The organism is Streptomyces sp. NPDC056734, from assembly GCF_042790455.1.
Lineage (GTDB): Bacteria > Actinomycetota > Actinomycetes > Streptomycetales > Streptomycetaceae > Streptomyces.
In genome coordinates, this window is the sequence record NZ_JBHTZD010000021.1 from 22,653 (window position 1) to 43,278 (window position 20,626).

A 20,626-nucleotide genomic window follows, 5' to 3' on the forward strand; every position below is an offset into this window, starting at 1 on the left:
CGGCGGTCGGGGTCATGCGCGCAGGCGTAGGCCGCGGGGGGTGGCGATGAAGCCCGCTGCCTCCAGGAGGGTGCCGAAGGGGGAGGTCAGGGCCGCAGTGCCGTTCACGCGTTCGACCGTGACCGTGCCGAGTGAGCCCGCGCGGGCGGACGCGGCCAGGGCCTCGGCCGCTTCCCGTAGCCGGGGGTCGTCGGTGACCTCGGCCTGGGGGTCCGCGGGCCAGGCCAGCAGGGTCTTGCCGCCGCGTTCCATGTAGAGCGCCAGTTCGCCGTCCACGAGGACCACCAGGGAACCCGCCTTGCGGCCCGGCTTGTGCCCGGCGCCCGTCGGGGGCTCGGGCCAGGGCAGGGCGGCGCCGTAGGCGTTGGCGGGGTCGGCGGCGGCCATGACGAGGGCCCGGGGCGCGGGTGGTCTTCGCGAGCCGGAGGTGTGGGGCGAACGAGGGGTGGTCAGCCAGGGGGAGGGGTCCTGCCGGGGGTGGTCGCGCGGGGAGATGTAGTCGCCGGGGGTGGGGCGGAAATCCGGGGAATCCGGGAAGTCCCGGAAATCTGGGGGCGCGGTCGCCCGGTTGGTGTCGGCGGGGGAGTCCGCGCCGGAGACCGGGGCCGGGTCCAGGGGGGAGCCGGTGGCGTGTGGGGAGTCCGTGTCGAACGCCGTCGTCCAGTCGTGGTCGGAGTTCGGGGTGCTCTCGTCGGCCGGGCCTCCGGCGTGGGGGCTGTCGTCGGGGAAACCGCCTGTGTCGTAGGGGAGTCCGGTGCCCGGCGCGGTGAGCGCCCCGCCGCGTTCGCGGGCGTTGGCCACCGCGCGGAGGCGGTCCACGGCGCCGTCCATGGCGAACTGTGCGGCGCCCAGGCCCTCGACCACATAGCCGCGCCGGGCCTGGCCGCTGTCCTCGAAGGCGGAGAGGATGCGGTACGTCGCCGAGAAGCCGCCCTCCACGCCCTCGGCGGCGACGGCGCCCCGGGTCACCACGCCGTGCCGGTCGAGGAGCGTACGGGCGAGGGCGTGGGCGCGGACCGTGGGGTCCGGCTCGCGGGGCGGGAGCAGGGACCAGCGGCCCGCGACGGTCGGGGGGCCGCTGCGGGAGGCGGGGCGGGCGGCCGCCGTCAGGGAGCCGTAACGACCGCGCGGGACGGCCCGCTTGGCCCGGTGGGCCGTGGAGCCCGCCGTGCGGCCCGAGCCCAGAAGGGCGCGCATGGGGGTCAGCGTGTCGTTGGTGAGGCGGCCGGACCAGGCCAGGTCCCAGAGGGCGTCGGCCAGGTGCGGGTCGGTGGCGTCGGGGTGGGTGGTGGCGCGGACCTGGTCGGCGATCTGGCGGAAGAACAGGCCGTAGCCGCCGGCCAGGGTGGTCAGCACCGACTCGTGCAGGGCCGTCAGCTCCAGGGGGTGGGGCTCGGGCAGCAGCAGGGGGGCCGCGTCCGCCAGATAGAGCGAGACCCAGCCGTCCTTGCCGGGCAGCGAACCGGCGCCCGCCCACACGACCTCCCCGGCCGCCGTCAGCTCGTCGAGCAGGGCGGCCGTGTAGTGCGTGACGCGGGACGGCAGGATCAGCTTCTCCAGCGCGGAGGCGGGGACGGAGGCGCCCTGGAGCTGCTCGACCGCGCGGACCAGGCCGTCCGCTCCGCGCAGGGCGTGGCCCGGGCCGATGTGCTGCCACTGCGGCAGGAACTGCGCGAGGGCAGCCGGAGGCACCGGCTCCAGCTCTTGCCGCAGCGCGGCCAGGGAGCGGCGGCGCAACCGGCGCAGTACGGCCGCGTCGCACCACTCCTGACCGATGCCCGCGGGATGGAATTCGCCCTGGACGACCCTCCCCGCCGCCGCGAGGCGCTGGAGACCGCCCTCCGTGACGGCCACGCCGAGGCCGAACCGGGCCGCCAGGGTGACCGACGTGAACGGGCCGTGGGTGCGGGCGTAGCGGGCGAGGAGGTCGCCCAGCGGGTCCTTCACGGGCTCGGTGAACGCCTCGGGGACCCCCACCGGCAGTGCCGTGCCGAGCGCGTCGCGCAGGCGCCCGGCGTCCTCGATCGCCGCCCAGTGGTCGGCGCCCGCCACCCGGACCTTGATGGCACGGCGGGCGCGGGCCAGCTCCGGTGCCCACGGCGGGTCGGCGCCGCGCTCGGCCAGCTCGGCGTCGGTGAGCGGACCGAGCATCCGCAGCAGGTCGGCCACGCCCTCGGCGTCCTTGACCCGGCGGTCCTCGGTACGCCATTGCAGCTCGCGCTCCAGCTCGGCGAGCACCTCGGCGTCGAGCAGTTCACGCAGCTCCGCCTGGCCGAGCAGCTCCGCCAGCAGCCGCGAGTCCAGGGAGAGGGCCGCCGCGCGGCGCTCGGCGAGCGGTGAGTCCCCCTCGTACAGGAACTGGGCGACGTACCCGAAGAGGAGGGAGCGGGCGAAGGGGGACGGCTCGGGGGTGGTGACCTCGACCAGGCGGACCCTGCGGGACTCCAGGTCGCCCATCAGCTCGACCAGCCCGGGGACGTCGAAGACGTCCTGGAGGCACTCGCGGACCGCCTCCAGGACGATCGGGAAGGAGCCGTACTCGCCCGCGACCTCAAGGAGCTGTGAGGCGCGCTGGCGCTGCTGCCAGAGCGGGGTGCGCTTGCCGGGGCTGCGGCGGGGCAGCAGCAGCGCGCGGGCGGCGCATTCGCGGAAGCGGGCGGCGAACAGGGCGGAGCCGCCGACCTGGTCGGTGACGACCTGGTCGACCTCGCCCTTGTCGAAGACGACGTCCGCCGCGCCGATCGGGGCCTGCTCGGCGTCGTACTCCGTGCCCGCCTTCCCGGGCTCCTGGTCCAGCAGGTCCAGGCCCATCAGATCGGCGTCGGGCAGCCGCAGCACGATGCCGTCGTCGGCGTGCATGACCTGGGAGTCCATGCCGTAGCGCTCGCCGAGGCGGGCGCCCAGGGCGAGCGCCCACGGGGCGTGGACCTGGGCGCCGAAGGGGGAGTGCACCACGATCCGCCAGTCGCCCAGCTCGTCGCGGAAGCGCTCCACCACGATGGTGCGGTCGTCGGGGACATGGCCGCAGGCCTCGCGCTGCTCGTCCAGGTACGACAGCACATTGTCGGCCGCCCACGCGTCGAGACCGGCGGCGACCAGGCGCAGGCGCGCGTCGTCGCGGGCCAGGGAGCCGATCTCGCGCAGGAACGCGCCGACCGCGCGGCCCAGCTCCAGCGGGCGGCCCAGCTGGTCGCCCTTCCAGAAGGGCAGCCGGCCCGGCACGCCCGGCGCGGGGGAGACCAGGACGCGGTCGCGGGTGATGTCCTCGATGCGCCAGGAGCTGGTGCCGAGCGTGAAGACATCCCCCACGCGGGACTCGTAGACCATCTCCTCGTCCAGCTCGCCGACCCGGCCGCCGCCCTTCTTGGGGTCGGCCCCGGCGAGGAACACGCCGAACAGGCCGCGGTCGGGGATCGTGCCCCCGGAGGTCACGGCGAGGCGCTGGGCGCCCGGACGGCCGGTGACCGTGCCCATGACGCGGTCCCACACCACGCGCGGGCGCAGCTCCGCGAACGCGTCGGAGGGATAGCGGCCCGCCAGCATGTCGAGGACCCCCGTGAACGCCGACTCCGGGAGCGCGGCGAAGGGGGCCGCGCGCCGGACCATGGCGAGCAGGTCGTCCACCTGCCAGGTGTCCATCGCCGTCATGGCGACGAGCTGCTGGGCGAGGACGTCCAGCGGGTTGGCGGGGACCCTGAGGGACTCGATCGCGCCCACCCGCATCCGCTCGGTGACCACGGCCGCCTGTACCAGGTCGCCCCGGTACTTCGGGAAGACCACGCCCGTGGAGACCGCGCCCACCTGGTGGCCCGCGCGCCCCACGCGCTGGAGGCCGGAGGCCACCGACGGCGGGGACTCGACCTGGACGACGAGGTCCACCGCGCCCATGTCGATGCCCAGTTCCAGGCTGGAGGTGGCCACCACCGCGGGCAGGCGGCCCGCCTTGAGGTCCTCCTCCACCAGCGCGCGCTGCTCCTTGGAGACGGAGCCGTGATGGGCGCGCGCGAGCACCGGCGGGGCGCCCTGGGCCGCGCCGGAGTTGCCCATCAGCTCGGCCGGGGAGTGATGCTCGCCGGGAGTCTCGCCGGTCGCCCGCTCGTAGGCGATCTCGTTGAGCCGGTTGCACAGGCGCTCGGCGAGCCGGCGGGAGTTGGCGAAGACGATCGTGGAGCGGTGGGACTGGATCAGATCCGCGATCCGCTCCTCCACATGCGGCCAGATGGACGGCCGCTCGGCGCCCTCGGAGCCGTCGGCCACCGGGGAGCCGCCCAGCTCGCCGAGATCCTCGACCGGGACGACGACCGAGAGGTCGAACTCCTTGCCGGACTTCGGCTGGACGATCTCCACCTTGCGCCGCGGCGAGAGGAACCGGGCCACCTCGTCCACCGGGCGGACGGTCGCCGACAGGCCGATGCGGCGGGCCGGCCTGGGCAGCAGCTCGTCCAGACGCTCCAGGGTCAGCGCGAGATGCGCGCCGCGCTTGGTGCCCGCCACCGCGTGCACCTCGTCCAGGATCACCGTCTCCACGCCGGTCAGCGCCTCGCGCGTGGCCGACGTCAGCATCAGGAACAGGGACTCCGGGGTGGTGATCAGGATGTCCGGCGGGCGGGTGGACAGCGCGCGGCGCTCGGCGGGCGGGGTGTCGCCGGAGCGGATGCCGACCTTCACCTCCGGCTCGGGCAGGCCCAGGCGCACGGACTCCTGGCGGATGCCGGTCAGCGGGCTGCGCAGATTGCGCTCGACGTCCACCGCGAGGGCCTTCAGCGGTGAGATGTACAGCACCCGGCAGCGCTTCTTCGGATCGGCCGGGGGCGGGGTGGAGGCCAGCTGGTCGAGGGCGGCGAGAAAGGCGGCCAGGGTCTTGCCGGAGCCGGTCGGGGCGACCACCAGCACGTCCGAGCCGGCGCCGATGGCCTGCCACGCACCGGCCTGGGCGGCGGTGGGCGCGGAGAACGCGCCCGTGAACCAGCCGCGGGTGGCGGGTGAGAAGCCGTCGAGGGCTTGAGGTGCGCTGACCATGCGTCCATCCTGCACCCCGGCACTGACAATCGGCCCGCGGTGGCTCTGACCTGCGGTGATGACCCCTTGGTGAGGCCGGGTCACCGGGCGGTTCGGCAGCGGTGCGGGTGCCGCGGAGAATGGGGGTATGACGGGCCGGGACGAGCGGGCGCGGCACTGGCAGTACGCGGAACTGCCCGGTGTCGATCTGCTGCGTGCCCGGTACATCCACAAGACGTTCGTCCGGCACACCCACGAACACTTCGTGATCGCCGCGATCGCCGACGGCGTGGAGGTCTTCCACCACGGAGGCGCCGATCAGTACGCCGGTGCCGGGGCCCTCGCGCTGGTCAATCCCGACACCTCGCACACCGGACGCGCGGGCGTGCCCGAGGGCTGGCGCTACGGGGCCGTGTATCCGTCGCCGGAGGTCGTGGCGGAGATCGCCGCCGAGACCACGACCCTGCGCGGCACCCCGGGCTTCGCCCGTCCCGTGCTCGACGACCCGTACACCGTCGGGCTGGTGCACCAGGTGCTGCGCGCCGCCGACGAGGGCAACGCCCTGGCCGCCGACACCCTGCTGCGGGTCGCGGTGACCCGGCTGCTGCGGCTGAACGGCGGGACGCTGCCGCAGCGCGAGGTGCGCACGGCCGGAGCCCGGATCGCCGCACGCGCGCGTGCCGTGCTGGAGGAGCGGATGACCGGGCCGCCGACCCTGGAGAGGCTCGCCGCCGACCTGGGGACCAGCCCGTTCGCCCTGCTGCGGGCCTTCCGCGACCAGTACGGCATGCCGCCCCACGCCTGGCTGACCGACTCCCGGGTGCGGCGGGCCCGGCGGCTGCTGGACGCGGGCACGACGCCCGCCGAGGCCGCCATAGCGGTCGGGTTCACCGACCAGCCGCACCTGAACCGGCATTTCGCCCGGATCGTCGGCGTGCCCCCGGGCGCCTACCAGCGCGAGCGCAAGAACGTACAAGACGCGCGGCGGCGGCTGCCCCTAGCGTCCGACGCGTGGCAGAACGGACAGCTCTCGCAGACATACGGGCCGACCCACCGGACAAACCCGACCGGGCGGTGGTCCGCGACGCCCTCGGAGTCGGGGTCGCCGTAGGACTGTCGGGATTCGCCTTCGGGGTGACGTCGGCGGGCAGCGGGCTCACGCTCGCCCAGACCTGTGTGCTCAGCCTGCTCGTGTTCACCGGCGCGTCCCAGTTCGCCCTCGTGGGCGCGCTCGCGGCCGGCGGCAACCCGTTCACGGCGGCGGCCGGAGCGTTCTTCCTGGGCGTACGGAACGCGTTCTACGGACTGCGGCTGTCGCAGTTGCTGGCCCTCCCGCGCGCGGTGCGGCCGTTCGCCGCCCAGTGGGTCATCGACGAGACGGCGGCCGTCGCCCTGGCCCAGCCCACGCGGCGCGCGGCCCGGATCGGCTTCACCGTCACCGGACTGACCCTGTACCTGCTGTGGAACCTCACCACACTGCTCGGCGCGCTCGGCGCCGAGGCCATCGGCGACACCGACGCGTGGGGCCTCGACGCGGCCGGACCCGCCGTCTTCCTGGCGCTGCTCGCACCGATGCTGCGCACCCCCACCGAGCGGGCCGCCGCCGGGCTCGCCGTCGTCCTGGGGCTGGGCCTGCTGCCGGTGCTGCCCGCGGGCGTGCCGGTCCTGGTGGCGGCGCTCGCGGCGCCGGTGGTGCTGTGGGCGCAGGGGCGGCGCAAAGGTGCCGGCGCCTCCGGCGACGTACCCCGGGTGGGGGGAGCCGCGGACCCGGGCGACGTATCCGACGTGCGGGACGGGGGAGGCGCCGGTGCCTCGCCCACGGATGCCGGTGCCTTGCCCGCGCGGGGTGCGGCGGATGCCGGGGTCTCGCCCGCGCAGGACGACGCAGAACGACACGCCGCCACTCAGGAGGCCGCCCGGACCACGCCCCGGCGTGCCGCTCCCGAGGGCCCCGACGGGCGGGAGGAGGACCGTTGAACATCTGGATCGCCATCGGGGTCACCGCGCTCGGCTGCTACGCCGTCAAGCTCGTCGGACTGCTCGTCCCGGCGGGCGTGCTGGAACGGCCCCTGGTGAGGCGGCTCGCGGCGCTCCTGCCCGTGGCCCTGCTCGCCGCCCTCACCGCCCAGCAGACCTTCGCCGACGGGCAGACGCTGGTCCTGGACGCGCGGGCCGCGGGGCTCGCCGCCGCGGCCGTGGCGCTGGTGCTGCGGGCGCCCTTCCTGGTCGTCGTCGCGGCGGCCGTGCTGGTGACGGCCGGGGTGCGCGCCATAGGAGGGTGACGCCCGTGCGGTCAGTCGACGAGATGGCCGTACGCCCTGAGCGTGCGCAGCGCCTCGATCGTCACCATGGGACGGGCTTCCAGGGCGGATGCGGGAGCCCATCGGCGCCTGCGGACCGGCCAGCCGCCGTCCTCCTGCTGCCCGTCCGCGAGGAGATCCAGGGAACGGGACATCTCGTCGTCCGTGAACCACGCGCGCGCGAGCGAGTGCGACGTCCTGGCGTAGTCGTGCGGGTAGTGGTGCTCGCCGGGCGCGTGGCCCGGCGCCGCTGGGAGGGCCTCCGGGTGCTCCGGATCGAGGACCGCCAGGCGCTGCTCGCGGACCAGCCGGCCCAGCCGGTGGGCGGCGGCCTCCGCGCGGGGGCGATCGGGCGCGGACTCCAGGAAGGCCACGGCGGCGTGGATCTCGCGGGGATGCGACCGCTCCAGGGCCTCGACCGCCTTCCAGCAGAAGTCCGTCGCGCGGAACAGCCACGCGTGCCACACATCGTTGCGATGCAGCGCGCCGACCACCGGACCGGTCGTCAGCAGCGCGCTCGGCGGGTCGTCGGCGACCGGCACGAACGGGGCCGCCGGATAGCCGCGCTGACCGGGGTGGACGGCGGGCAGCGCGCCCTCCGGCGTGGAGATGTCCGTCAGATAGCGGCACAGGCGCTCCACGCGCTGCCCGCCGCAGCGTCCGATGGCGTCCAGCACGCGCAGCGCGTGCGCGGTGTGCAGGGGCTGGCTGACCGGGCCGCGCAGATCGGGCTCCAGGGCGTGGCCGTACCCGCCGTCGGCGTTGCGGTAGGCGTCCAGCGCGGTCTCGACGGGATCGGCGTCACCGCTCAGGAAGTGATACGCGAACAGTCGCTGCTCCAGTACGCGCGCGGTGAGCCAGACGAACTGCCCGGCGCGGGAGAGCGCGGTGTGCGCCGGGGGCGTGGAAGGGAGCGGGGAAGGGAGCGGGGAAGCTCCGGTTGCGGCCATGCGTCAGACCGTAGGGCGCGAAGCGGCGGCGGTGAGCCGTCCCGGCCGGGGCCCACTCTCAGGGCGGGATACTGGGGTCATGCGGTTGACGGTCTTCTGGGAGCGGATGGCGGAGCACTTCGGCACGGGGTACTCCGAAACCTTCGCGCGCGATCACGTCATGTCGGAGCTGGGCGGGCGGACCGTGCGCGAGGCGCTGGACGCCGGCTGGGAGACGAAGGACGTGTGGCGAGCCGTCTGTTTGGTCATGAACGTGCCACAGGACAAGCGCTGACCGGTCACGAAGATCGCAAGGCCGTCCCGATTGTCAGCGGCGTGGGTGAGACTTGCTCCGTGGCACCCACTGACGACACCGGGCACGCAGCCCCGCACATATCCACGACCGGCCCGACGCCGCCTGCACGGCCCTCGGCCGGACGCGCCGCCGGGCCGAGCGCGCGCATGCCGCGCTGGCTGCCCCGTGCCATGGTGCTCGCGCTGACGCTCGTCGCCGTGTTCCAGCTCGGCAGCTGGGCCTTCCACGCGCTCACCGGGCTGCTGATCAACATCCTCATCGCATTCTTCCTGGCCCTCGCCATCGAGCCCGCGGTGAGCTGGATGGCCTCGCGCGGGCTGCGGCGCGGACTGGCCACCGCGGCCGTCTTCGTGGGCGTGATGATCGCCGTCGCGGGCTTCGTCACCATGCTCGGCTCCCTGCTGGCCGGCCAGATCGTCAAGATGGTCGAGGGCTTTCCCGAGTACCTCGACTCGGTCATCAACTGGATCAACGCCCACTTCAACACCGAGCTGAAGCGGGTGGACGTCCAGGAGGGCCTGCTGAACTCCGACTGGCTGCGCGACTACGTGCAGAACAGTGCCACGGGAGTGCTGGACGTGTCCGCGCAGGTGCTCGGCGGCCTGTTCCAGCTGCTGACGGTCACTCTGTTCTCGTTCTACTTCGCCGCCGACGGCCCCCGGCTGCGGCGCGCGATCTGCTCCGTCCTGCCGCCGTCCCGCCAGGCCGAGGTGCTGCGCGCCTGGGAGATAGCCGTCGACAAGACCGGCGGCTACATCTACTCGCGCGGCCTGATGGCGCTGATCTCCGGCGTCGCGCACTACATCCTGCTGGAGACGCTGGGTGTGCCGTATGCGCCCGTGCTCGCCGTGTGGGTGGGCCTGGTGTCGCAGTTCATCCCCACCATCGGCACGTATCTCGCGGGCGCGCTGCCGATGCTGATCGCCTTCACCGAGGATCCCTGGTACGCGCTCTGGGTGCTGATCTTCGTCGTGATCTACCAGCAGTTCGAGAACTATGTGCTGCAACCGAAGCTGACCGCGAAGACCGTCGACATCCACCCCGCCGTCGCCTTCGGCTCGGTGATCGCGGGCACGGCGCTCCTCGGCGCCGTCGGCGCCCTGATAGCCATCCCCGCGGTGGCCACGCTCCAGGCGTTCCTGGGCGCGTATGTGAAGCGGTACGACGTCGCGGACGACCCGCGCGTGCACGGCCACCGCAACCGGGCGCCACAGGAGAGCCTGTACGGGCGCGCGCGTGCGCTGTGGGAGCGGCGGGCGACCGGAGCGGGGGACGGGCAGGCCGGGCGGAGCGGGCAGGACTCGCAGGACGTGCGGGACAGGTCGGGGGGCCAGGGGGCGCTCGGGGGGCAGCAGGCTTCGGGGGAAGAAGGCTCGCGGGACGAGCGGGACGGCGAGCTGGGGGACCGGAAGGGCTCGGGCGGCTGACGATCGGCGGCTCCGCGGGTCGGTGGGTCCACGGCTTCACGGCTTCGCGGGTCGGTGGCTCCGCGGGGCAGTGGGTCGGTGGGTCCGGGCCGTGGGCGCGACCGTTTCGCCGCCTCCGCCACGCGGTACGCGGGTGGAGGCGGACGCATGGGACGCGCACGGTGGCCTCGCCGGCCGACGCGTCACCCCACCTCGGTGGTGATGTCCGCCGCGCGGGCTCGTTCGTCCGCCACGGCTTCGCGTTCCGTTTCGGTGAGGTGCAGGGCGGCTGCCTCGGACAGGCGGGCGCGGGCGGTGGTGGGGTCGTCGAGCTGGGCGGCGAGGGCGGCGCGGAGCACCAGCGCGCGGTAGTGCTCGCCCGCGCTGTCAGGGGTCTCCTTGGCGAGGGCGTGGTCGAGGAGGCGGGCGCCCTGGGCCGGGTCCCCCTTGGAGACGCCGATCAGCCAGGCGTGGTGCAGCGCGCGGGCGAAGGGTTCCGGCGGGGCGGGAGCGTGTTGCAGGGGGGCGCCGGTGGTCTGGCCGATGCGCAGGCAGTTGCCGCCGGGGTCGGTCATCAGGAACTGGCGCACGCCGTACGACGTGTCCTTGAGCTGGCCGATACGGGGGATGCCACGGGTCGGGACACGGCCGTACGCGGCCTTCAGACCGGCGCGGAAGGCGACGTACAGCTCGTCGACGCGGTCGGTGGTGATGTAGCAGGTGGACCAGGACTCGGCCGGGACGACCGACTTGTGGCCGTAGAACTGCAACGCGATCCCCTCGCCGTAGCTGAGCGCCGCGTACGGGCTGGGGCGGGTCTGCACCAGATCCACGGTGAAGCCGAGATGCTCGTAGAACTCCACCAGTTCGGGGACGGACGGGCAGGGGAGGATCGGGATCGTCTTCTCGGCCATGGCTTCGACGGTAGGCAGCCGGGGACTTACTAGTCAAACTTGATTATCGTCTGAGTGGCCGTCGCCCGGTGTCCGGTGCCGCGGACTTCCGTGACGTGGGCCTGAGCGTGGTGCGCTTGACACGTAAATCGAACATCCATTCTTATGGAGGTTCCGGGCGGCGCCCTTGGTGGGTGTTTCGGCACGGTTCGGGTGGAAAAGGGCCCGAGTTATCCACAGGCCGGACCTGTGTCGGGACGCATTGTCAGTGGCAGGCGATAGCGTTTTTGACGTGAAGCGATCGACTCAAGCAAATCGGGTGGAACCCATGGCAGGAACCGACCGCGAGAAGGCTCTGGAAGCCGCTCTCGCACAGATTGAACGGCAGTTCGGCAAGGGCGCGGTCATGCGCATGGGTGACCGGTCGAGGGAGCCCATCGAGGTCATCCCGACCGGGTCGACCGCGCTCGACGTGGCCCTCGGTGTCGGCGGACTGCCGCGCGGCCGGGTGATCGAGGTCTACGGACCGGAGTCCTCCGGCAAGACGACCCTGACCCTGCACGCGGTGGCCAACGCGCAGAAGGCCGGTGGCCAGGTCGCGTTCGTGGACGCGGAGCACGCCCTCGACCCCGAGTACGCGCAGAAGCTCGGCGTCGACATCGACAACCTGATCCTGTCCCAGCCGGACAACGGCGAACAGGCCCTGGAGATCGTGGACATGCTGGTCCGCTCCGGCGCCCTCGACCTCATCGTCATCGACTCCGTCGCCGCGCTCGTGCCGCGTGCGGAGATCGAGGGCGAGATGGGCGACAGCCACGTGGGCCTCCAGGCCCGGCTGATGAGCCAGGCCCTGCGGAAGATCACCAGCGCGCTCAACCAGTCCAAGACCACCGCGATCTTCATCAACCAGCTCCGCGAGAAGATCGGCGTGATGTTCGGCTCCCCGGAGACCACGACCGGTGGCCGCGCGCTGAAGTTCTACGCCTCGGTGCGGCTCGACATCCGCCGTATCGAGACGCTGAAGGACGGCACCGACGCGGTCGGCAACCGCACCCGGGTCAAGGTCGTCAAGAACAAGGTCGCGCCCCCCTTCAAGCAGGCCGAGTTCGACATCCTCTACGGCCATGGCATCAGCCGCGAGGGCGGCCTGATCGACATGGGCGTGGAGAACGGCTTCGTGCGCAAGGCCGGCGCCTGGTACACGTACGAGGGCGACCAGCTCGGCCAGGGCAAGGAGAACGCGCGCAACTTCCTGAAGGACAACCCCGACCTGGCCAACGAGATCGAGAAGAAGATCAAGGAGAAGCTGGGCGTCGGCGTACGGCCCGTGGAGCCCACCGCCGAGCCGGGCGCGGATGCCGCGGTCACCGCCGCTCCGGTGGAGGAAGCCAAGACGGTTCCGGCACCGGCGGTCAAGGCCGCCAAGACCAAGGCCCCGGCTGCCAAGAGCTGATCCATGACACGGCGAACCGACTGGGCCGAGTACGTCCAGCCTGCCGGCGGCCGGCCGGACGGGGGTGACCGGCCGGACCACGGCGACGGTGACCGGGCCGACGGCGGCGGGCGGGTCGAGGACGACCTCTACGCCGGTGGTGGTGATGCGGGCGGTGGTCGCCTCGGGGGCGACCGGAGAGCGCGCGGTGAGGGCGGGTCACGCGGTGGGCGTGGGCGTCGTCGGCGTGGCTCCGCGGAGCCGTCCGACAGGGACGAAGACGCCCCTTCCTCGTCGAGGGCCGAGGCGGGGGAGTCTTCAGGGGACCCGGCTGAGCGGGCACGGGCGATCTGCCTGCGCCTGCTCACCGGGACCCCGCGCACCCGCAAGCAGCTCGCCGACGCCCTGCGCAAGCGGGAGATCCCGGACGAGGTCGCGCAGGAGGTGCTGTCGCGGTTCGAGGAGGTCGGACTGATCGACGACAGCGCGTTCGCGGACGCCTGGGTGGAGTCCCGGCACCACGGCCGGGGGCTGGCCCGCCGCGCGCTCGCCCGGGAGCTGCGGACCAAGGGCGTCGACTCCGCGCTGATCGACGAGGCGGTCGGCCGGCTCGACGCCGAGCGGGAGGAGGCGACCGCGCGTGAGCTGGTCGCCCGCAAGCTGCGGGCCACCCGGGGGCTCGACCGGGACAAGCGGCTGCGCCGCCTCGCGGGGATGCTCGCACGCAAGGGGTACTCCGAAGGGCTCGCCCTGCGGGTGGTGCGGCAGGCGCTGGAGGAGGAGGGGGAGGAGACGGAGTTCCTGGGGGACGGGGAGTACTGAACCGGGGGAGAGCGTCGGTATCCGGGGAAGCGGGGGCGGCGGGGTCTGGAACACGGTGGGCGCGCGGGGGCGTCGATCGCGTTCGGGACCGGGCCCCCGGGAGAGCCGCCCGCGGGTTTCGGGGACCGGGCTGATGACGGGCTCCGCCTTCTGGCCCCGGGCCGGGGTACCCCGGCCCGCTTGGTCCAGGTGGTCGGGGCGGTTGGTGGTGAGGAGGGGGTGTGGCGATCTCGCGATCTGGCGATCTGGTTCCGCACGTACTACGAGGAGGACGACCTGTGGCTGTACTTCGAGGCGGATGACGAGGGCTGGGCGGTGCGTCAGGTGGAGGTCCGAGGGGAGGGCTCCCGGCCGGTGACGGCGGCCTCCCTGGCCGAGGTGCTGCATCTGCGTGATCATGTCGGTCCGGCGGGGATGGGCCGCTATGAACAGCGGTACGGCGTGCTGGCCGATGCCGTCCTGGAGGGCTGGCGGGACCAGCCTCGGGCGGCGGAGATATCCGCGGCCGAGTTCGAGCGGCTGTGGGTCGAGGCCAGACGGGCCCTTGAGGCTCTTGATGCCTCGGACTGACGTGGCCGACCCTGGGGCGTGGCCGGCCGCCGGGTTGCTTTCCGACTGACCCGTACCGGTCTGCTCGTACCGGTCTGCTCGTACGGCAAGCCAGTGCCAGCAAGCTCGTGCCGGTTTGGCCGTGCCGGTCGTGCCGGTCGTGCCAGTCGGGTCGTGCCGATCAGGTCGCTGAAAGCCGTGGGACGCCAGGCCGGAGAGGCCGGCTTCCCTGAAGGGCGGCCTGCGTGGTCAGTTGTCGGTCGCGGTCGTCAGGCAGCCGATGCCAGACGCCAGGCACCCGGATCTCGGATAGCCAGTCGTCAGGCAGCCGGATCCCGACAGCCGGGCACCGGACAGCCGGATCCCGGGCGGCCGTCGTCAGGCAGCCGGGTCCCGGGCAGGCAGTCGTCAGGCACCCGGGTCCCGGGCAGGCAGTCGTCAGGCAGCCGGATGCCGGAAAGGCGGTCGCCAGGCAGTTGCCCGCAAGGCAGTCCGGCGTTCAGGTGGTCGCTGTGACCGGGAGGCCCGCCGCTTTCCAGGCCTGGAAGCCGCCGATCAGGTCGGTGGCCCGGTGCAGGCCCAGGCGGTGGAGGGACTCGGCGGCGAGGCTGGACGCGTAGCCCTCGTTGCAGAGCACCACGACCCGCAGGTCATGGCCGGTGGCCTCGGGGAGACGATGGCTGCCGTGGGGGTCGAGGCGCCACTCCAGTTCGTTGCGCTCGACGATCACGGCGCCGGGGATCAGGCCGTCCCGGTCGCGCAGGGCGGCGTAGCGGATGTCGACGAGGAGGGCCTCGCCGGTCCGCGCCGCGTCGAACGCCGCATCGGGGCCGACCCGCTCGTAGCCGGTGCGGATCCGCTCCAGGAGTTCGTCGATGCCGACGGGGTGCCCGGTGTCGCCGCTGGTGCTTGTGCCGTCCGTGGCGGTCATCGTCGTCCCTCCGGTTCGTCGGTGTACGGGGGCTGGTCCGGCGTGCCCGTCACTGGCAGTGCGGTCACTGCCAGTCCTCGGGGCGTTCCACCTGCTCCAGACGCAGTACCTGGCCGGTGCGGCTGTAGCGGCGGATGCGGGGGAGCGGGGGGTAGTAGGCGTGGACGGAGACGGCGTGCTGCTCGGCGGACTCGTTGAGAACCTCGTGGACGTGGTGGTGACCGAAGGTGCGGCCCTTGCCGGCGGGCAGCCGGCGTTCGCGGTCGATGCCGTCGGCCAGCTCCAGGGTCCGCCAGCCGTCGGTGGGGAGGCGGGCGGTGAGGGAGTGCTCCTTCAGCTCGCCCTGGGCGGTGAGGAAGGCGCCCACCGAGTCGGCGTGGTCGTGCCAGCCGGTGCCGGTGCCGGGGGGCCAGCCGATCAGCCATGCCTCGCTGCCACCGGGGCCCTCCAGGCGTACCCAGGTGCGGCCCTCCGGGTCGAGCGGCAGGGAGGCGATCAGGTCGGTGTCGGCGGCGGTACGGCGTACGAAGTCCAGGAGATCGGCCTGGGTCGGTGCCGCCGGGGCCGGGGCGGCGGGGGTGGAGACAGCTGGGGTGGGGGAGGCAGACAAGGGTGCACCGTCCTGATGAGTTCGCGGGAGCGCGCTGCGGCCTTCGGGCGGCGCGCGCGAGGTGAGAGAAGCGAGTTCAGCAGGACGTGCGACACACGCAGCCCGCATAGCGGACGAGGTCCATATGGACCCTCCGCCAGAGGTGCACACAGGTGTCGATCACGATTCGGAGTACACCACGCCGGTTTCTTGCAGGTCAACTGGCAGTCAGTATGCGGACCGTGTGGCGGGACGGGGGGTGTCGGAGGGTGTCGGGGGGCTCTGGAGTGCCGGGAGAGGCTGTCCGGAGGCGGCTGTCGGGGGCTGTCGGGGGGGGGGGGGGCGGCTGTCCGGGGGACGGTCGGGCAGCCGCCGGCGGGAAGGGGCCGGGGAGGCGCGCGGCCTCACCGCACCCCGGCCTCAGCCCCTTCCGTGTCCGCGTCCGTGTCGGTGTCCGCCCCGGACCCGGACCCGGGCCTCGGTGTGGCGCCGGACCCGGCTCCCGTCCCCTCCGCGTTTCCGGAGACCCCGGAACCCTCCTGACCCTCCCCGTCCCCGGTGCCGCCACCCGCCCTGCCCGAACGGCCGGAGTCGCCCGAAGGCTCCGCGCTCCCCCGCACCGTGGCCTCCGCCGCCGCGTACAGGTCGGCCGGGCGGACTCCGCTCAGCGCGGTGACCAGGTGGCCGTCGGGGCGGATCAGCAGGACCGTGTGGGCGCCCGCTCCCGGGTAGCTCTCCGCGACCAGCAGCTCGGCGGGGTGGGGGAGGGCGGTCACGGCCGCCGCCAGACGGGGCATGATGCCCGCGGTGACCCAGTGGCGGCGTTCCCACACGCCCGTGCCCGGCGCGATCAGGACGACCAGGAGGGTGCCGCGGCCCAAGCGGTCGCGCAGCCGGACGAAGGAGCCGTCCTCGGCGGTCACGCGGACGTCCACGACCGGCGCTCCCGGGGGCGTGTCCACCGGGACCTCCGCCTGGAGGTGGCGGGGTGTGAGGGGCGAGTCGGTGTACCAGCCCGGCGCGCCGAGGGGGCCGCGCCCGAGGTGGGCGTCGGTGAGCAGCTGGTCGTGGCCCCGGGTCGCGCCGGGCACGTAGGCGCGCAGGCCGCCGCCACCGCGCAGCAGCGGCAGGGCCTGGTCGGCGGCGCGCAGCCGGGCGGCGATCACGGCGCGGCGCTCGGCCTGGTAGCTGTCGAGCAGCGCTTCGTGCGGCCCGTGGTGCCAGGCCAGGGCCAGCTTCCAGGCGAGATTGTCGGCGTCGCGCAGGCTCTCGTCGAGCCCCTGGGTGCCGAAGGCGCCGAGCAGATGTGCCGCGTCGCCCGCCAGGAAGACCCGGCCGGCCCGCCAGCGACGGGCCAGCCGGTGATGGACCGTGTGCACGCCGGTGTCCAGCAGGTCGTACGGCGGCGTCGAGTCGCCGTCCGCCCAGCCGGCCAGGGTCTCCCGGATCAGGGACACCAGCAGCTCGGGGGTGACCAGGTCCTTGCCGGGGGGCAGCAGCCAGTCCAGGCGCCAGACGCCGTCCGGCAGCGGGCGTCCGGTCACCTCCCCGCCGGAGGGCCAGGACGTCCGCCACGGCGGCATCCGATGGATCAACGCCCGGTCCGGCCACGGAAGTTCCGTGCGCAGCGCGGCCACGGCGTGACGTTGCACCGCCGTACGGCCCGGGAAGCGGATGTCCTGGAGTTTGCGCACGGTGGAGCGGGGGCCGTCGCAGCCGACCAGGTAGCTGCCGCGCCACCAGGTCGCGCTGGGGCCGCGGGTGTGCGCGGTGACGCCCGTCGGCTCCTGCTCGATGGTGTCCAGGCGGCTCTCGGTGGCGAGCTGCACCAGCGGCTCGCGCGCGAGGGCGGCGCGCAGGGCGCCGGTCAGCAGATGCTGGGCGATGTGCAGCGGCGCCGGGCCCGCGCTCTCGGGGGCCTCGGCCTCGGCACGGCCGTCGCGGGTATCGCGGGCGTCGCGGGCCCCACGGGCGCCGCGCGCACCACGTCCGGCGCCCTCACCGTCGTAGAACCCGCCGCCGAGACCGCCACCCGGACCCCCATCGCGACCGCGACCCGCACCGCGACCCGCACCGCGACTCCCCTCGCGACCCCCACCGGAACCGCTACTGAATCCGCCACCGAAACCGCCGCCGGAGCTATCGCCAGCCCCGCTGCCGGACCCGTCGCCGATGCCGTCCCCGGACCCATCGCCATGGAATCCACCGCCATGGAGCCCCTCGCCATGGAGCCCCTCGCCATGGAGCCCCTCGCCATGGAACCCGCCATCAAAAGCGACCTCGCGCATCACCTGTCTGCGCCGCATCGACCGCCATCCGGCCCAGTGGACGCCGGCCCGGTCGAGGGGGATGCCGGTGAGGCGGTGCAGGAGGGCGGTGGTGTCCTCGCGGAGGACGACCGTGCGGGCCGGTCGTGGTTCGTCGGTGCCCGGGGACTCGTCCAGGACGACGCTCGGCACCTCCTGGCGGGCCAGCGCCAGGGCGAGCGTGAGCCCGACGGGCCCCGCGCCGACGATGATCACCGGGTCCACGGCGCGGCGCCCCCTGTGCGCAGTGGTGTCCGCGGGGACATATGTGAACAGAAGGTGGGAGCAGGGTGCACGATCACAGAACGTATGCAACCCATTGCCGGTGCCTGCGTCAAGTGACCCGGGGGCAGTGGCGATCATGCCACTGCCCCCGGGTCACCACAGGCTATTGACGGATCATCAGTCCGTGCTCGGATGGTTCCGGCGACGCCGGTACCTCACGGACCAGGGATCTCCGCCGCGTTCAGTTCGTCCACTTTGCCCGCGCCGATGACGGTCCCCGTGCTCCGCTTGCTGCGCCGCAGCCGCTTCTCCAGCCAGCTCGCGAAGCTGGTCAGGGCGAAGTTCACGACGATGTAGATGATCGCGACGACGATGAAGCTGGGGATGACGTTGGCGTAGTTGGCCGCCAGGGTGCCGCGCGCGTTCAGCAGGTCGGTGAAGCCGAGCATCACGCCGCCGAGCGCCGTGTCCTTCACGATGACGACGAGCTGGCTGACGATGGCCGGCAGCATCACCGTGACGGCCTGCGGAAGCAGGATGAATGTCATCGTCTGGCCCTTGCGCAGGCCGATCGCCTGCGCGGCCTCGGCCTGGCCCCTGGGCAGGGAGAGGATGCCGGCCCGGACGATCTCGGCGAGCACCGAGGCGTTGTAGAGCACCAGGCCGGTGACGACCGCGTAGAGCGGCCGGTCGGCGCTGCTGACGTCCGTGTACCGGGCGTAGAACTCGTTGGCGAACAGCATCAGCAGCAGCACCGGGATGGCCCGGAAGAACTCCACCACCACGCCGGCCGGGCCCCGCACCCACGCGTGGTCCGACATCCGGGAGATGCCGAAGACCGCGCCCAGCGGCAGGGCGATGAGCACGGCGAGCCCGGCGGCGGTCAGGGTGTCACCGAGACCGGGCAGCAGATACGTCGTCCACGCCGCGGACTCGGTGAACGGCTTCCACAGGGCCCACTCCAGCTGCCCCTTGTCGTCCAGGGTCCGCCAGACCCACCACAGCACGACGGCGAGCAGGGCGAAGAACACCACCGAGAGGATGATGTTGCGCCGCTTGGCCCGGGGGCCCGGGGCGTCGTAGAGGACGGAGGTCATCGCTTCACCGCCAGTCGCTTGCTCAGCCAGCCCAGGAACAGGCCGGTCGGAAGGGTCAGCACCACGAAACCGAAGGCGAAGACCGCGCCGATCAGCAGTGTCTGGGCCTCGTTCTCGATCATTTCCTTCATCAGCAGAGCGGCCTCGGCCACGCCGATGGTGGCGGCCACGGTGGTGTTCTTGGTGAGCGCGATCAGTACGTTGGCCAGCGGGCCGATGACCGAGCGGAACGCCTGGGGCAGCACGATGAGGGTGAGCACCTGGAGGAAACTGAGCCCCAGCGCGCGTGCCGCCTCGGCCTGTCCCACCGGCACCGTGTTGATGCCGGAGCGCAGCGCCTCGCAGACGAACGCGGCGGTGTAGGCCGCGAGGCCGAGTACCGCCAGACGGAAGCCCTGGAGCGCGAAGTCGTCCGGCGCCCCCATCGTCACCCCGAAGATGTCGGCGAGGCCGAGCGAGGTGAAGACGATGATGACGGTCAGGGGGATGTTCCGGACGATGTTCACATAGCTGGTGGCGAAGCCCCGCATCAGCGGTACCGGGCCGACCCGCATACCTGCCAGCAGGGTGCCCCAGATCAGTGAGCCGATGGCCGAGAAGAAGGTGAGCTGCACCGTCACCCAGAAGGCGCCCAGCAGACTCGGGTCGTCATAATCAGAAAGAAAGTCGAACACGATCTCCCGCGCTTCCGGGTGTGTGACGAACATGGCGGACCCGGCCCGCCGCCGCACTGCGCACGGCGGCGGACCCGGGGAGTTCCGCGTGGGTCGCGGGCAACCGCGTCACGCGCGGACACCCGCTCATTGGCGGGCCGCGCGGGGGTACCCGGCGGCCCGGTGACTGCGCAACGGCCCGAGGGCCTGCGCGTCGGCTACGAGACGATGTCGCCGACTACGAGACGATGCAGCCGACTACGAGTCGACGTCGCCGATTACGAGTCGACGTCGACGTCGCCGACTACGAGACGATGTTGCCGATCTCCGGAGCGGGCTCGTTCTTGTAGTCCGCCGGGCCGAAGTTGTCCTCGACGGCCTTGTCCCAGGCGCCGTCGGTGACCATCTTCTCCAGCGCGGTGTTGATGCCGTTCAGGGTCTCGGTGTCGCCCTTCTGGACGCCGATGCCGTAGTTCTCGTTGCTCAGCTTGAGGCCGGTGAGCTTGAACTGGCCCTGGTACTCGTCCTGCGCGGCGAAGCCCGCGAGGATCGAGTCGTCGGTGGTCAGCGCGTCCACGGTGCCGCTCTGGAGACCCGCGAGGCACTCGGAGTAGGTGCCGACCTCCTTGAGCTGCGCGTCCGGCGCGATCTCGTCCTTGACGTTCTGCGCGGACGTCGAACCGGTCACCGAGCACAGCTTCTTGCCGTTGAGGTCGGTGCCCTCGACGATGTCCGAGTCCGCCTTGACCAGCAGGTCCTGGTGGGCCAGCAGATACGGGCCGGCGAAGTCGACCTTCTCCTTGCGCTCGTCGGTGATCGAGTAGGTGGCGACGATGAAGTCGACGTCACCGCGCGAGAGGGCGTTCTCGCGGTCGGCGCTCTTGGTCTCGATCCACTCGATCTGGTCCGGCTGGTAGCCCAGCTCCCCGGCCACGTACGTCGCCACGTCCACGTCGAAGCCGGAGAAGTCGCCACTCGGCTCCTTCAGGCCCAGACCAGGCTGGTCGTACTTGATGCCGACCTTGATCGTCTCGCTGCTGCCGGAGCTGGAGGAGCTGCCCTCGTCGCTGCTGTCGTCGCCCCCGCACGCCGTCGCGGTCAGGCTGAGGACGAGCGCGGTCGCTGCCGCTGCGGTGACCTTGCGGAGCTTCATGGTGAACATCCTTCGTCTGGTGAGGAG

17 protein-coding genes and 1 pseudogene are annotated in these 20,626 nt (G+C 72.9%); 8 read left to right on the top strand and 10 right to left on the bottom strand.

Annotated elements, in window-relative coordinates; genetic code table 11:
• Positions 1–12: 12 nt before the first annotated feature.
• Positions 13–5,019, bottom strand: coding sequence for an ATP-dependent helicase (locus ACFRFC_RS28770; protein WP_382692673.1), 5,007 nt, complete (start codon positions 5,017–5,019; stop codon positions 13–15).
• A 127-nt stretch (positions 5,020–5,146) separates the two neighbouring features.
• Here ACFRFC_RS28770 and ACFRFC_RS28775 point away from each other — a divergent pair, with 127 nt between their 5' ends.
• The 3 genes and pseudogenes from ACFRFC_RS28775 to ACFRFC_RS28785 all read left to right on the top strand — a co-directional run bounded on the left by ACFRFC_RS28775 (position 5,147) and on the right by ACFRFC_RS28785 (position 7,280).
• Positions 5,147–6,109 carry an AraC family transcriptional regulator gene (locus ACFRFC_RS28775; RefSeq protein WP_382692671.1) on the top strand — a complete coding sequence of 321 codons (963 nt, stop codon included), beginning with the start codon at positions 5,147–5,149 and terminating at the stop codon, positions 6,107–6,109.
• A pseudogene (locus tag ACFRFC_RS28780) lies at positions 6,010–6,744 on the top strand (AzlC family ABC transporter permease); the annotation flags it as partial. The gene ACFRFC_RS28775 and the pseudogene ACFRFC_RS28780, both read left to right, overlap by 100 nt.
• Positions 6,745–6,971: 227 nt before the next feature.
• On the top strand, positions 6,972–7,280 hold the full coding sequence (locus ACFRFC_RS28785; protein WP_382692669.1) for an AzlD domain-containing protein: 309 nt from the start codon (positions 6,972–6,974) through the stop codon (positions 7,278–7,280).
• An 11-nt stretch (positions 7,281–7,291) separates the two neighbouring features.
• Here the strand turns inward: ACFRFC_RS28785 and ACFRFC_RS28790 are convergent, their stop codons facing one another.
• Positions 7,292–8,248: a hypothetical protein gene (locus ACFRFC_RS28790; protein WP_382692667.1), complete on the bottom strand. Its 957-nt coding sequence runs from the start codon at positions 8,246–8,248 to the stop codon at positions 7,292–7,294.
• 79 nt (positions 8,249–8,327) lie between these two features.
• Here ACFRFC_RS28790 and ACFRFC_RS28795 point away from each other — a divergent pair, with 79 nt between their 5' ends.
• Positions 8,328–8,522, top strand: a complete 195-nt coding sequence (locus tag ACFRFC_RS28795) for a DUF3046 domain-containing protein (RefSeq protein ID WP_382692666.1) — start codon at positions 8,328–8,330, stop codon at positions 8,520–8,522.
• A 167-nt stretch (positions 8,523–8,689) separates the two neighbouring features.
• Positions 8,690–9,970 carry an AI-2E family transporter gene (locus ACFRFC_RS28800; RefSeq protein ID WP_382692700.1) on the top strand — a complete coding sequence of 427 codons (1,281 nt, stop codon included), beginning with the start codon at positions 8,690–8,692 and terminating at the stop codon, positions 9,968–9,970.
• A gap of 182 nt (positions 9,971–10,152) precedes the next feature.
• Here ACFRFC_RS28800 and ACFRFC_RS28805 read toward each other — a convergent pair whose 3' ends face one another.
• Positions 10,153–10,863: a bleomycin resistance protein gene (locus ACFRFC_RS28805; protein WP_382692664.1), complete on the bottom strand. Its 711-nt coding sequence runs from the start codon at positions 10,861–10,863 to the stop codon at positions 10,153–10,155.
• Positions 10,864–11,170: 307 nt separating this feature from the next.
• On the opposite strand from ACFRFC_RS28805, the gene recA reads away from it, so the two are divergent.
• From recA to ACFRFC_RS28820, 3 genes are all read left to right on the top strand, one after another.
• On the top strand, positions 11,171–12,295 hold the full coding sequence (recA, locus tag ACFRFC_RS28810) for a recombinase RecA (RefSeq protein ID WP_382692663.1): 1,125 nt from the start codon (positions 11,171–11,173) through the stop codon (positions 12,293–12,295).
• 3 nt (positions 12,296–12,298) lie between these two features.
• Complete coding sequence (recX, locus tag ACFRFC_RS28815) at positions 12,299–13,096, top strand: recombination regulator RecX (RefSeq protein ID WP_382692661.1); 798 nt, start codon at positions 12,299–12,301, stop codon at positions 13,094–13,096.
• Between the two features lie 219 nt (positions 13,097–13,315).
• Positions 13,316–13,666 carry a hypothetical protein gene (locus ACFRFC_RS28820; protein ID WP_382692659.1) on the top strand — a complete coding sequence of 117 codons (351 nt, stop codon included), beginning with the start codon at positions 13,316–13,318 and terminating at the stop codon, positions 13,664–13,666.
• Between the two features lie 478 nt (positions 13,667–14,144).
• On the opposite strand, the gene ACFRFC_RS28825 is transcribed toward ACFRFC_RS28820, so the two are convergent.
• The 7 genes from ACFRFC_RS28825 to ACFRFC_RS28855 all read right to left on the bottom strand — a co-directional run bounded on the left by ACFRFC_RS28825 (position 14,145) and on the right by ACFRFC_RS28855 (position 20,599).
• Positions 14,145–14,576 carry a rhodanese-like domain-containing protein gene (locus ACFRFC_RS28825; RefSeq protein ID WP_382692657.1) on the bottom strand — a complete coding sequence of 144 codons (432 nt, stop codon included), beginning with the start codon at positions 14,574–14,576 and terminating at the stop codon, positions 14,145–14,147.
• A 64-nt stretch (positions 14,577–14,640) separates the two neighbouring features.
• A complete protein-coding gene (locus ACFRFC_RS28830; protein ID WP_382692655.1) occupies positions 14,641–15,186 on the bottom strand; it encodes a cysteine dioxygenase in 546 nt (181 codons plus the stop codon).
• 76 nt (positions 15,187–15,262) lie between these two features.
• Positions 15,263–15,310, bottom strand: coding sequence for a hypothetical protein (locus ACFRFC_RS28835; protein WP_365319592.1), 48 nt, complete (start codon positions 15,308–15,310; stop codon positions 15,263–15,265).
• A 259-nt stretch (positions 15,311–15,569) separates the two neighbouring features.
• Complete coding sequence (locus ACFRFC_RS28840; RefSeq protein ID WP_382692653.1) at positions 15,570–17,696, bottom strand: FAD-dependent monooxygenase; 2,127 nt, start codon at positions 17,694–17,696, stop codon at positions 15,570–15,572.
• A 215-nt stretch (positions 17,697–17,911) separates the two neighbouring features.
• Entirely contained in the window at positions 17,912–18,793 is an 882-nt protein-coding gene (locus tag ACFRFC_RS28845; protein WP_382692651.1) for an amino acid ABC transporter permease, read from the bottom strand.
• A complete protein-coding gene (locus ACFRFC_RS28850; RefSeq protein ID WP_382692698.1) occupies positions 18,790–19,467 on the bottom strand; it encodes an amino acid ABC transporter permease in 678 nt (225 codons plus the stop codon). Before ACFRFC_RS28850 ends, ACFRFC_RS28845 begins: the two co-directional genes overlap by 4 nt.
• A gap of 283 nt (positions 19,468–19,750) precedes the next feature.
• Positions 19,751–20,599: a glutamate ABC transporter substrate-binding protein gene (locus tag ACFRFC_RS28855; RefSeq protein WP_382692649.1), complete on the bottom strand. Its 849-nt coding sequence runs from the start codon at positions 20,597–20,599 to the stop codon at positions 19,751–19,753.
• Positions 20,600–20,626: the final 27 nt, after the last annotated feature.

Bases quoted from the DNA above. Each gene is read 5' to 3' on its own strand.
- ACFRFC_RS28805 (WP_382692664.1), bottom strand. From the start codon at position 10,863: ATGGCCGAGAAGACGATCCCGATCCTCCCCTGCCCGTCCGTCCCCGAA.
- ACFRFC_RS28790 (WP_382692667.1), bottom strand. From the start codon at position 8,248: ATGGCCGCAACCGGAGCTTCCCCGCTCCCTTCCCCGCTCCCTTCCACG.
- ACFRFC_RS28770 (WP_382692673.1), bottom strand. From the start codon at position 5,019: ATGGTCAGCGCACCTCAAGCCCTCGACGGCTTCTCACCCGCCACCCGC.
- recA (WP_382692663.1), top strand. From the start codon at position 11,171: ATGGCAGGAACCGACCGCGAGAAGGCTCTGGAAGCCGCTCTCGCACAG.
- ACFRFC_RS28855 (WP_382692649.1), bottom strand. From the start codon at position 20,599: ATGAAGCTCCGCAAGGTCACCGCAGCGGCAGCGACCGCGCTCGTCCTC.
- recX (WP_382692661.1), top strand. From the start codon at position 12,299: ATGACACGGCGAACCGACTGGGCCGAGTACGTCCAGCCTGCCGGCGGC.
- ACFRFC_RS28825 (WP_382692657.1), bottom strand. From the start codon at position 14,576: ATGACCGCCACGGACGGCACAAGCACCAGCGGCGACACCGGGCACCCC.
- ACFRFC_RS28795 (WP_382692666.1), top strand. From the start codon at position 8,328: ATGCGGTTGACGGTCTTCTGGGAGCGGATGGCGGAGCACTTCGGCACG.
- ACFRFC_RS28845 (WP_382692651.1), bottom strand. From the start codon at position 18,793: ATGACCTCCGTCCTCTACGACGCCCCGGGCCCCCGGGCCAAGCGGCGC.
- ACFRFC_RS28800 (WP_382692700.1), top strand. From the start codon at position 8,690: ATGCCGCGCTGGCTGCCCCGTGCCATGGTGCTCGCGCTGACGCTCGTC.
- ACFRFC_RS28775 (WP_382692671.1), top strand. From the start codon at position 5,147: ATGACGGGCCGGGACGAGCGGGCGCGGCACTGGCAGTACGCGGAACTG.